This is a genomic window from Streptomyces sp. CNH287, assembly GCF_000424825.1.
Map to the genome: position 1 here is coordinate 36,326 of NZ_AUKQ01000022.1, position 13,142 is coordinate 49,467.

A 13,142-nucleotide genomic window follows, 5' to 3' on the forward strand; every position below is an offset into this window, starting at 1 on the left:
ACCCGCTTGCAAATGTGTCCCTCCCCACTGTGACGGAGCACTGCGACTCGCAGCGATAACTGTCACTTCGCAGGGGTTTCTGTCACCAGCCGTCCGTGGTCTTCGAGCGGTGAGCCGTGACGGGTGCCCTGACGCGCTGATGCTGGCGGATTCTCACTCGGTCTCACATGACATGGCGGATCATGCTCTGAGCGGCGACCGCCTCGAAAATCACTGGCGGCGGCGAGGCCCGGGCAGAAGGCTCTCAGCGTGACACTTCATGAGAACGAGATCCGTGTGGATGAGGCGGTCGTCCGGTCGCTGCTGCGGGAGCAGAAACCGGAGTGGTCCGCCCTTCCCATCTCACCGGCCGGCGAGGGCACCGACAACAGGATGTACCGGCTCGGCGACCAACTGCTCATGCGGTTGCCGCGCACCCCGGACAACGCGAAGGCCGTACGTAAAGAGCAGACATGGCTGCCGCGGCTGGCGCCACAGGTTCCCTGTTGCATCCCGGAGCCAGTGCACGTCGGCACCCCGAGTTCCGCGTTTCCGCTCGCCTGGTCGGTGTACCGCTGGATCGACGGCGATGAAGCCGGTCCGGGGTCGGTCACCGATTGGCCCGCCTTCGGGGCCGACCTGGCGGCGATCGTGCAGAGCCTGCACTCCACCCCCCTCATGGGAGCCACTCGTCAGGGCGAGCTCAGTTGGTACCGCGGAGGTGGCCTGCAGGCTTGTGACCGGTGGATCAGCGAGTGCTTCGACAACTGCCGAATGATCGAGGGCCTCGACCTCGACATCGAGCACCTGCGACACCTGTGGCAGGGTGCGCTCGCCTTGCCCGAGCCATCCGGCCACCAGGTGTGGCTCCACGGAGACCTCAAGCCCAGCAACCTCCTGGTACAGCAGGGAAGGCTGCACGCGGTCATCGACTTCGGAGCCCTCTCAGTCGGCTTCCCCGACGCCGAGCACTCGCCTCTGTGGGACCTTCCACCCGGGGCCCGACAGGCGTACTGGGACGCCATGGGTCTCGACAACGAGACCTGGCTGCGTGCCCGGGCGTGGGCCATCGCGGTCGGCGTCAGCGGAGTGTCGTATTACTGGGCCACCTATCCCGCCTTCGTCAACGAATGCCTCTCGCGTCTCCGCGCGATCCTGGAGGCTGCGAGCGTGCGGTGAACCAGCCCGACCCCAGGAGTGACCTCGGTGATGACCGCGGCGATGTCGTCGTGGCTGAGTGCCTCGGGTCCGGTGAGGACGAGACCGGTGTTGGGGGCTTGCTCGTCGGTGAGAGCGCGCACGGCGACGGCCGCGATGTCCTCGGCGTCGACGAAGCCGACCCGACCGCTCGCAGTGGCGGTCGAGATGATGCCCTCGTCCCGGATGCTGCGAGCGTGCGTGTGCGTGCCGGTGAAGTTCTGCATGAACCACGAGGGCCGCAGTACCGCCCACTGTCCGAAGAGATCGGGCAGGGCCTGGTCACCGAGGCGCGGGGCGAGAATGTCGAACGGGACGGGACGCCTACGGGCATCGCGCGGCGAAGACACTCCCCTGCCCGCCCGTCAGCCTTCGCGTACTGTGCGCAGGCAGCGTCCGGGGCAGTCGCGTTCACGGTGAAACGAGGTCGGCATGGCCATGCAGGTAGTGGCCGTGCATCCAGATATGCCGGAAAGCACCCGATTGGCCGCCTACAGCGCAGTCTCCACGTCCCTCGCCCTGCAAAGTGATCGTCGGCTGGGCGAGCTGGTTGACGCCGCCATACCGCTTGGCTCCGGTATCGGCGGACGGTCTGCGCTGCTGAAGGTTGAGGGGAAGCCGGTCTTCGTGAAGCGGGTGCCGCTCACGGACAGGGAGCGGCTGCCGGAGCACGCACGATCCACAGCCAATCTGTTCGGGATTCCCGCCTTCTGCCAGTACGGCGTCGGTGGGGGGCCTGGCTTCGGGGCATGGCGGGAGCTGGCCGTTCACACCATGACGACGAACTGGGTGCTCGGAGGGGAGTACCCAGGGTTCCCGATGATGTACCACTGGCGCGTACTGCCGGACACGGCCGTGCTTCCCGAGGAACTCGCGGATGTGGACCGGGTTGTGGCCTATTGGGGAGGCAGCCCGGAGGTGCGCCGTCGTATCGAGGCGCTTCAGCAGTCCTCTGCGAGCCTCGCGCTGTTCCTGGAGTACATCCCTCAGACGCTGGACGAGTGGCTCACCGAGCAGATACAGGCTGGCGAAGAGCCCGCCGACCGGGCTTGTTCCTTGGTGGAGGGCGAGTTGGAGACCGGCACGTCCTTCATGAACGCTCGCGGGCTTCTGCACTTCGACGCCCATTTTCAGAACATCCTGGTCGACGGCCGACGCCTCTACTTCGCCGACTACGGCCTCGCCCTCTCGTCGCGATTCGCTCTGTCACCGTCCGAGAGCAGCTTCTTCGAACTGCACCGGACCTACGACCGCTGCTACACGCGCAGCTGGCTGGTGAACAGGCTGATCACGAAGCTCTACGGATACGGGCGGAGGGAGCGCGAAGCGCTGATCCGTGCATGCGCGGAAGGAGAGGACCCGCCGGACGGACCGCAGAAGGCCAGGGCGATTCTCTCCCGCCATGCACCGCTCGCTGCGGTGATGACGGACTTCTACGTCAAGATCCAGGACGAGGACAGGGAGACCCCGTACCCGTTGGAGGCGCTCCGCCAGGCCCTCCGCAGAGACAGGTCACGCCGCAGCTGAGCAATGCCCCGCTTGTCCTGAGGTGTCAGGCATGTCCACGGGCTCCACGTGAGGTTCTCCGGTCGATCGCCAGGCGTTGGTGCGGCCCTCACCCCAGCGGTCGTCGAGGACGGAGGGTCGGTTCTGCCACTGCCCGTTGAACAGATCCTCCCGTCTCCTGGTGTCGGCGGACTGTTTGACGGTACGGCAGGTCATTTCGAGCTGCCGCTGGGCCGGGCGGCGGTGATGCCCTGTCTTGAACAGGGCGTGGACGGTCGCGTGCTGCGCCCCGGGACCGGTCGGTTGGCCGGTGCGCTGGTCAGCTCGCCTCCGTAGGCGATTTACGCAGGTCAGGCGGCGCTGCCCGCTGTCAGGCAAGCACGGTATCCGCCGAGTCCCCCGGCCATGGTGTCGCGAGTGGCTTGTGAGAACCTAAGCACCGGGATGTTCCCGATCGCAAAGGAAGACGCGTTGAAGAAGCTGAAGAAGCTGAAGAAGCACCTGACCATGCCCCTGGCTGCCGGCGCTCTGGCGCTGGCCTTCGTGGGCGTCTCTGCCGGCTCGGCTCAGGCGGCAACGTTCACCTACCCCGGGGCCAAGATCTCGTGGTCCGCCAAGGGCGAGATCCTCACCGTCAAGGACACCAAGAACGACGGCCGGTACATATACACGATGGGCCAGTTCGTGGGCACGAACGAGTACCTGACGCCGCATTGCGGCACCTGGGGCAAGAGCAGCAAGACCTGCAACTACGCCGTGAAGGAAGGGAAGAAGATCGAATTCTGGGTGTACTCCGTCAAGGGCTCAAGCATGAAGAAGCTCGGCGAGTTCACCGTCACCGCCTGACCCACGGGGTGCCCCTGCCGGAGAACGGACAGGGGGCCTGGAGTCGCAAGAAGCGCCCGCAGCCAGCTCCAAGGGCAGCGGGCGCCCTTGTTTGCGCTACCCAAGGCTCACCCAAGCGCCCCGGTGTCCTAGCCCGCTGAGCGCTTCGGCGCCTCTACGCCTCTGCCGCACCTGGCTGGCTACAGTGGTGAGAGCGGCGACAAGGCGACAGGGGTGACGATGCGCATCGCGGTGACGGGAGCGGCGGGCAGCCTCGGCGGGCGGGTGGTGCGGCTGCTCGCGGACCGGGCCGACGTGGACGTCGTGGCGATGACCAGGCGGACGCAGCCCGCCGAGGCGTTCCCGCCGCAGGTGCGGGTCGCCGTCGCCGACTACGCCGATCCGCCCGCTCTGCGTGCGGCGCTGCGGGGCGTGGACACGCTGGTCCTGGTCTCCAGCGACGGGCCCGAAGTGCAGGTGCTGCTGCACCACCGGAACGTCGCCGCCGCCGCGTCGGCCGAGCGCGTCGGCCATGTCGCGGCGCTGAGCAGCGTGGACGCCGACACGGCGTCCCCGTTCTGCTACGCCGTGGTCAACCGGCTCACCGAGGAGCTGTTTGCGGACTCCGGAATCCCGTGCTCGTTCGCGAGGGCTTCGCTGTACATGGAGTTCTTCCAGGGCTGGCTCACCCGGGCGCGCGCGACCGGGCTGCTGAGGCTCCCGGCGGCGGATGGCCGGATCTCCCTGGTGGCGCGCGACGACGTGGCCCGCGCCCTCGCCGCCCTCGCGCTGGGCGGGCCGACCGGCCGTCACCATGACATCACGGGACCGGAAGCGGTGGACCTGGCAGGCGTCGCCGCGATCACGGCAAAGGCGTGGGAGACGCCCGTCGCCTACGTGGACATCCCGGCGGACACGTACTGCGCGGAGACGGCGGCGGACGGCATGGACCCCTGGTGGCTCTACGCCTTCTCGTCCATGTTCGCCTCGGTGCGCGAGCAGCGCTGGGATCGAGTCAGCAGCGACTACACCCGGCTGACCGGCCGCGACCCCCTCGCCCTCCACGGCGTCCTGTCAGCACACCGCTGAGGGAGCCGGGCACGGGCTTCGCCGCCCGCGTCGGGCTGCCCCGGCGCCTCCACGCCGAGCAGGCGAGCGAGTGGGCCGACGACGTGCTGCCCGAGCTGACGCAACTGCGGGGGCGGCGGCGCCAATCCTGACGTTCCAGCCGTGGTGGGGGGTTCCTACACTCGCCGGATGGACGATTACGTGTGCACCCACTGCGGGAACGTCGGTCTGTCGGAGGGGTTCATCGAGGACGCGGGCGAGCACTCACGCGGGTACGCGCGCTGGATCGAGGGCGCGTTGGAGCGGGGGGCATTCGGGGGTGCCAAGCGGCGGGGCCGGCTCCGGCGGCAGATCGAGGCCTTCCGCTGCCCCAAGTGCGGGCACCTCGAACTGTTCGCCGCCGACGAGGTGTGACCGGCCTTCTCGGGTGGCGGGTGGCGGGTGGCGGGCGAAGATCGTACCGGGGCAGACTGAGGCGATGAACGCCACCGACGCCAGAGCCGATCTGCACTTCTACCTCCAGTCCGCCCGGGACGCCCTGCTGTGGAAGCTCGACGGGCTCTCCGAGTACGACGTACGCCGCCCGCTGACGCCGACCGGCACCAATCTGCTGGGCCTGGTCAAGCACGTGGCCAGCGTGGAACTGGGCTACCTCGGGGACACCTTCGGGCGCCCGTCCGGCGAGGCGCTGCCCTGGTTCGAGGACGGCGCGGAGGCCAACGACGAGATGTGGGCCACCGCCCAGGAGACACGCGAGGACATCGTGGGGCTCTACCGCCGGGCCTGGGCGCACGCGGACGCGACGATCGACGCGCTGGCGCTGGACACCGTCGGCACCGTGCCGTGGTGGCCGGTCGAGCGGAACGAGGTGACGCTGCACCACGCCGTGGTGCGGGTGATCGCCGACACCCACCGGCACGCCGGGCACGCCGACATCCTGCGGGAACTCCTGGACGGTGCGGTGGGGATGAACGAGGGCAACACCAGCCTGCCGACGGACGACCAGACGTGGTGGAAGGGCTACCGGAGCCACCTGGAGGACGTGGCACGGGAGGCCGCCCGGGACGCCTGAGCCTCGCCCCGCTCTCTGCTTTGCCCCTCCCGGGCGGTGGACGGCGCGCGGGAGGATTCCGCGCCGCCGATGTCACAGGCGACCGGGCTGTCTCGTCCCAGGGTCCGTAGACAGCGGCAGAGACCGCGACGGCACAGTGACGGGCAGCGGGAAGGTGAAGGTCATGCGGGTGTTCGTGGCAGGCGGGACCGGGGTTCTGGGGCGGCGGCTGGTGCCGCAGCTGGTGGCGCGGGGGCACCAGGTGACGGCGACGACGACGAGCGCGGCCAGGCTCGGCCTGCTGGAGGAGCTGGGCGCCGAGGCGGTCGTGATGGACGGGCTGGACGCGGCCTCGGTCGGCGAGGCGGTGGCCAAGGCGGCGCCGGAGGCGATCGCGCACCAGATGACCGCGATCTCCGTGGCCCACGCGGGCAAGCCCGACATGAAGCACATGGACCGCTGGTTCGCCACCACCATCCGGCTGCGCACCGAGGGTACGGACCACCTGCTGGCCGCCGCCGAGGCGACCGGCGTGCCCCACTTCGTCGCGCAGAGCTACGCCAGCTGGAACGGCATCCGCGAGGGTGGTTGGGTCAAGTCTGAGGCGGACGCGCTGGACGCCCACGCGGGGTCGCCCGCCGCCCCCGGGATGGCCGCGATCAGCCACCTCGAGGACGTGGTGCTCCGGGCCGGCGGCGCGGCCCTGCGGTACGGCTGGCTCTACGGGCCGGGCGCCATGGAGGACCAGGCCGCGATGGTGCGCAAACGACAGCTCCCGGTCGTCGGCGGCGGCTCCGGGCACACCTCGTGGGTCCATCTGGACGACGCGGCCGGCGCCACCGTCCTGGCGCTGGAGCAGCGGGCGAAGGGCGTGTTCAACATCGTCGACGACGAGCCCGCCCCGGTGAACCAGTGGCTGCCCTATCTGGCCCAGTGCGCGGGCGCCAAGCCGCCGTTGCGGCTGCCCGCGTGGCTGGCCCGGCCGCTGGCGGGGGAGGTGCCGGTGGTGATGATGACCGAGGGGCGCGCCTTCTCCAACGCCAAGGCCAAGCGGGAGCTGGGCTGGGAGCTGCGCTACCCCTCGTGGCGGCAGGGCTTCAAGGAAGAGCTGGCATGACCGCGACCCCGGCCGACGAGTTCGAAGAGCTGCGACCGCTGCTGTTCTCCATCGCCTACCGGATTCTGGGCAGTGTGAGCGAGGCCGAGGACGCGGTGCAGGAGACCTGGCTGCGGTACGAGCTGTCCCCGACGCCCCGCAGGTCGACCAAGTCCTTCCTCTCGGCCGTGGTCACCCGCATCTCGATCGACGTGCTGCGCTCGGCCCGGCACCGGCGGGAGACGTACGTGGGGCAGTGGCTGCCCGAGCCGCTGCTCACCGATCCGTACCAGGACCCCGAGCGCTCGGCGGAGCTGGCCGACTCGCTGTCGATGGCGGCGCTGCTCCTGCTGGAGCGGCTGACCCCGCTGGAGCGCGCGGTCTTCGTGCTGCGGGAGGTGTTCGGGTTCGGCTTCCCGGAGGTCGCGGCGGCCGTGGGGCGCTCGGAGGCGGCGTGCCGCCAACTCGCCGTGCGGGCGCGCCGCCACATGGACGAGGGGCGTCCCCGCTTCGAGGCGGACCGGGAGGAGCGGGAGGAGTTGGCGGCGCGCTTCTTCGACGCGCTCCGCGAGGGCGACGTCGAGGGACTGCGGGAACTGCTCGCCGCCGACGTGCAGTTGGTCGGGGACGCCGGGGGCAAGGCGCCGCAGTGGGGCAGGGGCGTCTTCGGTGGCGAGAAGGTGATCCGGATGCTCACCGCGACCCTTCCGTGGTTCGCCCGGATCGGGGGGAGCGTGGAGCCGCGCGAGGTGAACGGCCAGCCGGGCGCGCTCTTCCGCGACCGGGACGGCCGGGTGCTCAACGCCTGGACGCTCGACGTACTCGACGGGCGCATCCAGACGATCCGCACCGTGATCAACCCCGACAAGCTCGGGCACATGGGCCCGGTGGCGGACGCCTGGGCGGTCCTCCGCGAGGCGTACGAGGCGCGCCGGCCCGCCGGGGGGTGACCGTCGCCCCGGCCCGTAGCCACTTTTTTGTGGGTACTTGGCTGCGGACGCCGTGGCGGCCAGGCTGGTGGTGCGGCCGGGAGGCCGCCGTACCGGAGGGAGGCGGGGTGAGGACGTGCGGTGTCAGTTCGCTGCCGGGGCCTCGGCCAGCTTCTCCAGGCGGCGGTGGCCCCAGTCGGAGAGGGGCGTCAGGGCGTCGGCGAGATCCTGGCCGAAGGCGGTCAGGGAGTAGACGGTCTTCAGCGGAAGCCCCTCGTGCACCTCGCGGTGGACCAGCTCGTCGGCCTCCATCTCGCGGAGCGCCTGGGTCAGCACCTTCTCGCTGAGGTCCGGCAGTCTTCGCCGCAGCTCGCCGGGGCGCTGCGGACCGGACTCCAGGAGCCAGAGCAGCACGGTCTTCCACTTGCCGTCGATCACGGCGATCGCGGCGGTCACTCCGCACACGTTCGGGTCCTGGGCGCGGCTGCGCGTCATTTTCGTACCTTCTTTTCCCTTTGTTGCTTGCTTCTCATATTTCTACGGGAGTTGAACCATGTCCTCGCACACTCAACAGTCTGCCGTCACCGTGCTCGGGATGGGGCCCATGGGTCGGGCCCTGGCGGGTGCGTTCCTCGACGCGGGCCTGCGCACCACGGTCTGGAACCGGACGCCCGGCCGGGACGGGGAACTGGTCGCGCGGGGTGCGGTCAGCGCCCCCTCGGCCGAGGAAGCGGTCGCCGCGAGCGAGCTGATCGTCGTCTGCGTGACGCACTACGACGCGTCGGACGCCGTGCTGCGGCGCGCCGAGGTCGCCGCCGCGCTCAAGGGGCGCACGGTGGTGAACCTCACCGCCGACGTCCCCGACCGCGCACGGGACACCGACGCCTGGGCGGCCGAGCAGGGCATCCGGTACCTGGACGGCGCGATCATGACACCGACCACGACGATCGGCACGCCTGAGGCGGTCTTCATCCACAGCGGTCCCGAGGCGCTCTACCAGGAGCACCGCCCCGTGCTGGAGGCGCTGGGCGGCACGCATACCCACCTGGGCGAGGCGATCGGCCGGGCGGCGGCGTACGACATCGCGCTGCTCGACATCTTCTGGACCGCGATGACGGGTTACACGCACGCCCTGGCGGTGGCGCGGGCCGAAGGGGTGACCGCGCGGGAGCTGGCGCCGTTCGCCGCCGGCATCGGCGCCATCCTCCCGCCGGTCTTCCAGGGGCTGGCGGCGGACGTGGACGACGGCATCCACTCCGGCGAGGTCAACCCGATCACCTCGTCGGCCTCGTCCATGGCGCACATCATCCACACCTCCGAGGCGCACGGCATCGACGCGGGCGTGATGCGGGCGGCCGAGGGCCTGGCCCGGCAGGCCATCGGCCTGGGCCACGGTGGCGACGGCCTCACCCGTGTCACGGAACTTCTGGGCCGCCGCTGAGGAGAGCGCGGCGTGCTGCGTGCGGTGCGGCCGGACCGACGCGGGCGGCGTTGTCAGACCTCCGGGCTAGGTTGCCCGCATGAGCGAATTCGTGCTGGTGGCAGGTGCGTGGCTGGGTGCGTGGGCGTGGGACGAGGTGGTGCCGGAACTGCGGGCGGCCGGGCACGGCGCGCATCCGCTGACGCTGTCCGGGCTCGGTGACGGGCAGGGCGGGCCCGGCGGCCGGCCCGGTCCGCCCGTCGGCCAGCAGACGCATGTGCGGGACATCGTCGGGGAGGTGGAGCGCCGCGATCTGCGCGATGTCGTCCTGGTCGGGCACAGCTACTCGGGGATTCCGGTCGGTCAGGCCGCCGCGCGCATCGGTGACCGGCTGACCCGCGTGGTCTTCGTCGACGCGATCGTACCGGCGGACGGCGAGTCGTTCGCCTCCGCCTGGTGGGCGGGCCAGGCGGCGTTCGAGGCCGAACTGGCGGGCAACGGCGGCTTCTGGGCACGGCCCACCGCGGCCGACTGCGAGGGCCAGGGGCTCACCGACGAGCAGATCGCGCATTTCGTGGGCGGCGCCGTCCCGCACCCCGGCGCCGCGCTGACGGAGCCCGCCGTGCTGGCGGGCCCGCTCGGCGAGCTTCCGGCGACGTACGTCAAGTGCCTGCTCGACGGCGCCGAGCCGCCCGCCGCCGTGGCCGCCCTGCTGCCCGGCGAGCGCTGGGACCTGGTGGAGATGGACACCGGCCACTGGCCGATGTTCTCCCAGCCGCGCGAACTGGCGCGGATTCTGACGCGGCTCAGGGGAGTCGCAGCGTGATCCAGGGCACGGCGCCGCCCGGCAGCAGATGCCTCCCGACCTCGACGAAGCCGCGCCCCAGCGCGAAGCGCAGCCCGGCCGGATTGGACGACGGTCTCGACCGAGTCGGGGCCCACTTTCGCGCCTGGGCGAGTCCCCGGTCGTAGAGGTGTCCGCCGAAGCCCTGACCGCGATGGGGCGGGAGCACTCGGGCGATCACGGTGGCCGTCGACTCGTTGTCGCCGCCGGGCGCCCACACCGGCATTTCCGCCCGCGCGGCACTGCCGCTGCCGCCCCCGCTCCGCTTCACCCGGATGGGCGAATCGTCGGCAGCAGGCCCGATCCGTCCCAGCTCTGGATCTAGCGTGACCGCATGGTCACATCGCGACACGAGGCAGCGCACCGGATCTTTCAGGACCGCCCCCAACTGCTCGCGCCCGTGTTCCGGCTTCTGGGAGTCCCGCTCCCGGCCAAGGCTGCCGTCGAAGTGCTCACTGCGGACACCACGGAGATCCGGCCGCTGGAGCGGCGGGTGGACAGCGTGCTGCGGATCGAGCCCAGCGACGGCAGCGACAGCTTTCTTCTCGCCATCGAGGCCCAGGGGCGCCGCGATCCGGGGAAGGCGGGCAGTTGGGCGTACTACCTGTCGTATCTGAAGGCCAAGTACGACTGTCCGGCATTGCTGCTGGTGGTGTGCCAGGACGAGGCCACCGCCGCGTGGGCGTCCGGACCGTTCCGGCTCGGGACGGAGGGCTGGACGTCGCTGTGCGTGTGGCCCCTGGTTCTGGGCCCGGGGAACGTGCCGGTGATCACTGATCCCGGGGAAGCCGCGGAGGACTTGGCACTGGCGACCTTTTCCGCCATGACTCATGGCCGGGACCGGGAGATTCCGGCCATACTGGAGGCATTGGCTCAGGCGCTGGGAGTGGCCGACCCCGAATCCGTCGCGTACTACTCGGAACTGCTGGAGATCGGCCTTGGTGAAACCAGGGCGAGAGAGATCTGGAGGAGCTTGATGAGCCCACGCACCTACTTCCCCGGTCGGGGCACGGTGATCGAGGAGACGTTCCAGGAGGGCGAGGCCCGGGGACGGGTACAGGAGCGGGCGCAGATGGTGCTGCGCGTGCTGGAGAACCGGGGGATTCCGGTGGCTCCGGAGGCGCGGGAACGGGTCACCTCGTGCAGCGACCTGGACACCCTGGGGCGCTGGCTGGACGCTGCCTTCCACGTCTCCGGCGTGGACGCCCTCTTCGACGAGGTGAGCTGAGGGCACCCGCGAGCACCCCTCAGTGAGGGTGCGGCCAGTGGGGGTCGCGGCCGGACAGGCCGACGAGGCGGTCGAGGGGCGGGGCGTCGCCCGGGACGGGGACCGGCGGGCCGAAGATGCTGTCCGGCGCGTCGTCCGGCGCCGGCTCGTCCGTCGACGCGTCGTCCGGCGGGGTCAGGAAGGCGATCAGCTCGTGCACGCTCGCCTCGTCGGCCTCGTACGGCTGCTCCGTGGCGCGCGCGAGGTCCCAGCCGTGCAGCACGATCTCGTTCAGCGCGACGCGGCCCGCCACCTCGCCCGGCAGGGTGACCCCGCCCGCCTGAGTGGTGCCCTCCCAGGCCGCCGGTGCGCGCCAGGCGTCGGCCACCTCGTCGAGCCGGCGCGGCAGCAGGAGCCGCCAGTCGGCGGGCAGCGCGGGCGGCGCCCCCTCCGGCGCGGTGGACGTGGTCGGGCCGAGCGCCTTCCGGCCCGCGTCGCGGAAGGCGACGCTCAGGCCGAGCAGGTGGCTGAGCAGGGCATGTACGGCGTACTCCGGACAGGGCGTCGGCGCGGCCAGCTGGTCGTCGGTCACCCCGTCCAGCAGCCGGGCCACCCGCCCGGCGGCGGGTCCCAGGTCGAGCGGGGCGGTCGGAGCGGGCTGGTCGTTCATGGTGTGCCTTCCGTTCGTCGCGTACCCGGGTACCCGCGTACGCGCGGGTCCTCAGCCTCATGAAGGCAGACCGTTCCGGCCGCCGAAACTCATCGGCGGCCGTCGGGGTGCCGTGCGGGGCAGCGTCGGCAGCGAGGTCTCCGCCTCCGGCCGGTTCGGCGGAAAGTGGGCCGATGTCAGTGCTCCCCCATAACATCCCGCCCATGAGCATGATCGGAGAGTACGCGCGAGTGACCTCGGCCGAGCTGGACCGGGCCATCGACGATCCGGAGTGGGCGCAGGCGTTTGTCGACGAGCTGATCGACGCGGAGCCGGACGAGCAGCCGGACCCGTCCGAGGCGCGCCTGCTGGACACCGACAAGGCGTGGGACGCCCTGGGCTTCCTGCTGCGCCGGGTGGCCTTCCCCGTCGACGTGGTGCACGGGGAGGAGGCGCTGCCCGGCGCCGAGGACTGGGGCTACGGGCCGCCCCGCTATCTGACGCCGGAGCGGGTGAAGGTGGCCGCCGAGGCGTTCGCCCAGGTCTCCGGCGCCAGCCTGGTGGAGGGCGTCGGGCCGGAGGAGCTGTTCCGTGCGGACGTCTATCCGAGCATCATCTGGGAGCGCGGCGAGTCCCTGGATTACGTACGGGACTACTACGAGTCGCTGACCCCCTTCTTCGCGGCGGCGGCGCGGGACGGCGAAGCGATGCTCATCTGGCTCGACTGACCGGCACGGCCCAGCGGTCTGCGTCCAAACCGGGCAGGGCGCCGGGTCCCCGGGGGCCCGGCGCCGCCGGTCAGTCGGCTATCAGGCGGCTGTCGCTGCGGAGGCGGCCGGGCCCCGTGTTGGTGCGCTCGCGCTGCCGCCGGACGACGTAGCGGCCGGGTGCGATGCCGGTGCCGCCGTGTTCGGGGTGGATGAGGTAGGCGACCGCGGTGGTGTCGATCATGCCGAGGGCGAGCCCCTGGCGGTCGTACACACCGGTGGTCCACCGGCAGGTGCGGGGGTCGGCGGCCAGCGTGTGCGGGTTGCCGCCCGCGGCGCTGCGCAGCAGTTCGACGCCCGCGGCGGGGACGTACCGCCAGTGCGCGTGCGGCGCCTCGCTGACCTGGTCGAGGAGCGCGCAGGGGATGACGATCAGGTCGCCCTGTGCCTGGAGCCCGTCGACGACGGGGATCGTCACCTCGCGCTCCAGATGGCCGAGGACGTCGAGGCCGGTACGGGCGGTGAGTTGGGCGAGGGTGAGGTCGGCGGGCGCGGAAAGGGGCGCGGAAGCGGGTGCGGGCAGGGTCATGCTCATGGAGGTCACCTCTGGTGTGTGAAGGTCTGGCGAGCGAGGGGTCTGGCAGGTGAGGGGTCTGGCCGGTAC

16 protein-coding genes and 1 pseudogene are annotated in these 13,142 nt (G+C 71.0%); 12 read left to right on the forward strand and 5 right to left on the reverse strand.

Annotated elements, in window-relative coordinates:
* The first annotated feature begins 249 nt into the window (after positions 1-249).
* Complete coding sequence (locus H299_RS0121165) at positions 250-1,158, forward strand: aminoglycoside phosphotransferase family protein (RefSeq protein ID WP_027750040.1); 909 nt, start codon at positions 250-252, stop codon at positions 1,156-1,158.
* Here H299_RS0121165 and H299_RS35365 read toward each other — a convergent pair.
* Positions 1,122-1,457 (reverse strand): annotated as a pseudogene (locus tag H299_RS35365) (Rossmann-fold NAD(P)-binding domain-containing protein); the annotation flags it as partial. The gene H299_RS0121165 and the pseudogene H299_RS35365 overlap by 37 nt on opposite strands.
* A 151-nt stretch (positions 1,458-1,608) precedes the next feature.
* On the opposite strand from H299_RS35365, the gene H299_RS0121175 reads away from it, so the two are divergent.
* The 7 genes from H299_RS0121175 to H299_RS0121205 all read left to right on the forward strand — a co-directional run bounded on the left by H299_RS0121175 (position 1,609) and on the right by H299_RS0121205 (position 7,672).
* Positions 1,609-2,703: a protein kinase family protein gene (locus H299_RS0121175; protein WP_486587354.1), complete on the forward strand. Its 1,095-nt coding sequence runs from the start codon at positions 1,609-1,611 to the stop codon at positions 2,701-2,703.
* Positions 2,704-3,153: 450 nt separating this feature from the next.
* Positions 3,154-3,528, forward strand: coding sequence for a hypothetical protein (locus H299_RS0121180; protein ID WP_027750042.1), 375 nt, complete (start codon positions 3,154-3,156; stop codon positions 3,526-3,528).
* Positions 3,529-3,747: 219 nt separating this feature from the next.
* The gene (locus H299_RS35370) at positions 3,748-4,596 is read left to right on the forward strand and encodes an NAD(P)H-binding protein (RefSeq protein WP_486587360.1); all 849 of its coding nucleotides are present in this window, start codon (positions 3,748-3,750) and stop codon (positions 4,594-4,596) included.
* Positions 4,597-4,764: 168 nt separating this feature from the next.
* Positions 4,765-4,989 carry a hypothetical protein gene (locus H299_RS0121190; RefSeq protein ID WP_027750043.1) on the forward strand — a complete coding sequence of 75 codons (225 nt, stop codon included), beginning with the start codon at positions 4,765-4,767 and terminating at the stop codon, positions 4,987-4,989.
* A gap of 64 nt (positions 4,990-5,053) precedes the next feature.
* A complete protein-coding gene (locus H299_RS0121195) occupies positions 5,054-5,647 on the forward strand; it encodes a DinB family protein (protein ID WP_027750044.1) in 594 nt (197 codons plus the stop codon).
* A gap of 163 nt (positions 5,648-5,810) precedes the next feature.
* Complete coding sequence (locus tag H299_RS0121200) at positions 5,811-6,743, forward strand: NAD-dependent epimerase/dehydratase family protein (protein WP_027750045.1); 933 nt, start codon at positions 5,811-5,813, stop codon at positions 6,741-6,743.
* On the forward strand, positions 6,740-7,672 hold the full coding sequence (locus H299_RS0121205; protein WP_027750046.1) for an RNA polymerase sigma-70 factor: 933 nt from the start codon (positions 6,740-6,742) through the stop codon (positions 7,670-7,672). The genes H299_RS0121200 and H299_RS0121205 overlap by 4 nt, the downstream gene beginning before the upstream one ends.
* A 123-nt stretch (positions 7,673-7,795) precedes the next feature.
* Here H299_RS0121205 and H299_RS0121210 read toward each other — a convergent pair whose 3' ends face one another.
* The gene (locus H299_RS0121210; protein WP_027750047.1) at positions 7,796-8,146 is read right to left on the reverse strand and encodes a winged helix-turn-helix transcriptional regulator; all 351 of its coding nucleotides are present in this window, start codon (positions 8,144-8,146) and stop codon (positions 7,796-7,798) included.
* 58 nt (positions 8,147-8,204) lie between these two features.
* On the opposite strand from H299_RS0121210, the gene H299_RS0121215 reads away from it, so the two are divergent.
* Together H299_RS0121215 and H299_RS0121220 are read left to right on the forward strand one after the other, a co-directional pair.
* Positions 8,205-9,092, forward strand: coding sequence for an imine reductase family protein (locus tag H299_RS0121215; RefSeq protein WP_027750048.1), 888 nt, complete (start codon positions 8,205-8,207; stop codon positions 9,090-9,092).
* Positions 9,093-9,171: 79 nt separating this feature from the next.
* Positions 9,172-9,897, forward strand: coding sequence for an alpha/beta hydrolase (locus H299_RS0121220; RefSeq protein ID WP_027750049.1), 726 nt, complete (start codon positions 9,172-9,174; stop codon positions 9,895-9,897).
* On the opposite strand, the gene H299_RS35375 is transcribed toward H299_RS0121220, so the two are convergent.
* Positions 9,878-10,186, reverse strand: coding sequence for a GNAT family N-acetyltransferase (locus H299_RS35375; protein ID WP_486587355.1), 309 nt, complete (start codon positions 10,184-10,186; stop codon positions 9,878-9,880). The two genes, H299_RS0121220 and H299_RS35375, sit on opposite strands and share 20 nt — an antisense overlap.
* A 63-nt stretch (positions 10,187-10,249) precedes the next feature.
* On the opposite strand from H299_RS35375, the gene H299_RS0121230 reads away from it, so the two are divergent.
* Positions 10,250-11,143 carry a hypothetical protein gene (locus H299_RS0121230; protein WP_027750050.1) on the forward strand — a complete coding sequence of 298 codons (894 nt, stop codon included), beginning with the start codon at positions 10,250-10,252 and terminating at the stop codon, positions 11,141-11,143.
* Positions 11,144-11,162: 19 nt separating this feature from the next.
* On the opposite strand, the gene H299_RS0121235 is transcribed toward H299_RS0121230, so the two are convergent.
* A complete protein-coding gene (locus tag H299_RS0121235) occupies positions 11,163-11,792 on the reverse strand; it encodes a TIGR03086 family metal-binding protein (protein WP_027750051.1) in 630 nt (209 codons plus the stop codon).
* A gap of 203 nt (positions 11,793-11,995) precedes the next feature.
* On the opposite strand from H299_RS0121235, the gene H299_RS0121240 reads away from it, so the two are divergent.
* Positions 11,996-12,499: a YfbM family protein gene (locus H299_RS0121240; protein WP_027750052.1), complete on the forward strand. Its 504-nt coding sequence runs from the start codon at positions 11,996-11,998 to the stop codon at positions 12,497-12,499.
* Between the two features lie 70 nt (positions 12,500-12,569).
* Here H299_RS0121240 and H299_RS0121245 read toward each other — a convergent pair whose 3' ends face one another.
* Positions 12,570-13,073 carry a hypothetical protein gene (locus H299_RS0121245; RefSeq protein WP_199782478.1) on the reverse strand — a complete coding sequence of 168 codons (504 nt, stop codon included), beginning with the start codon at positions 13,071-13,073 and terminating at the stop codon, positions 12,570-12,572.
* Positions 13,074-13,142: the final 69 nt, after the last annotated feature.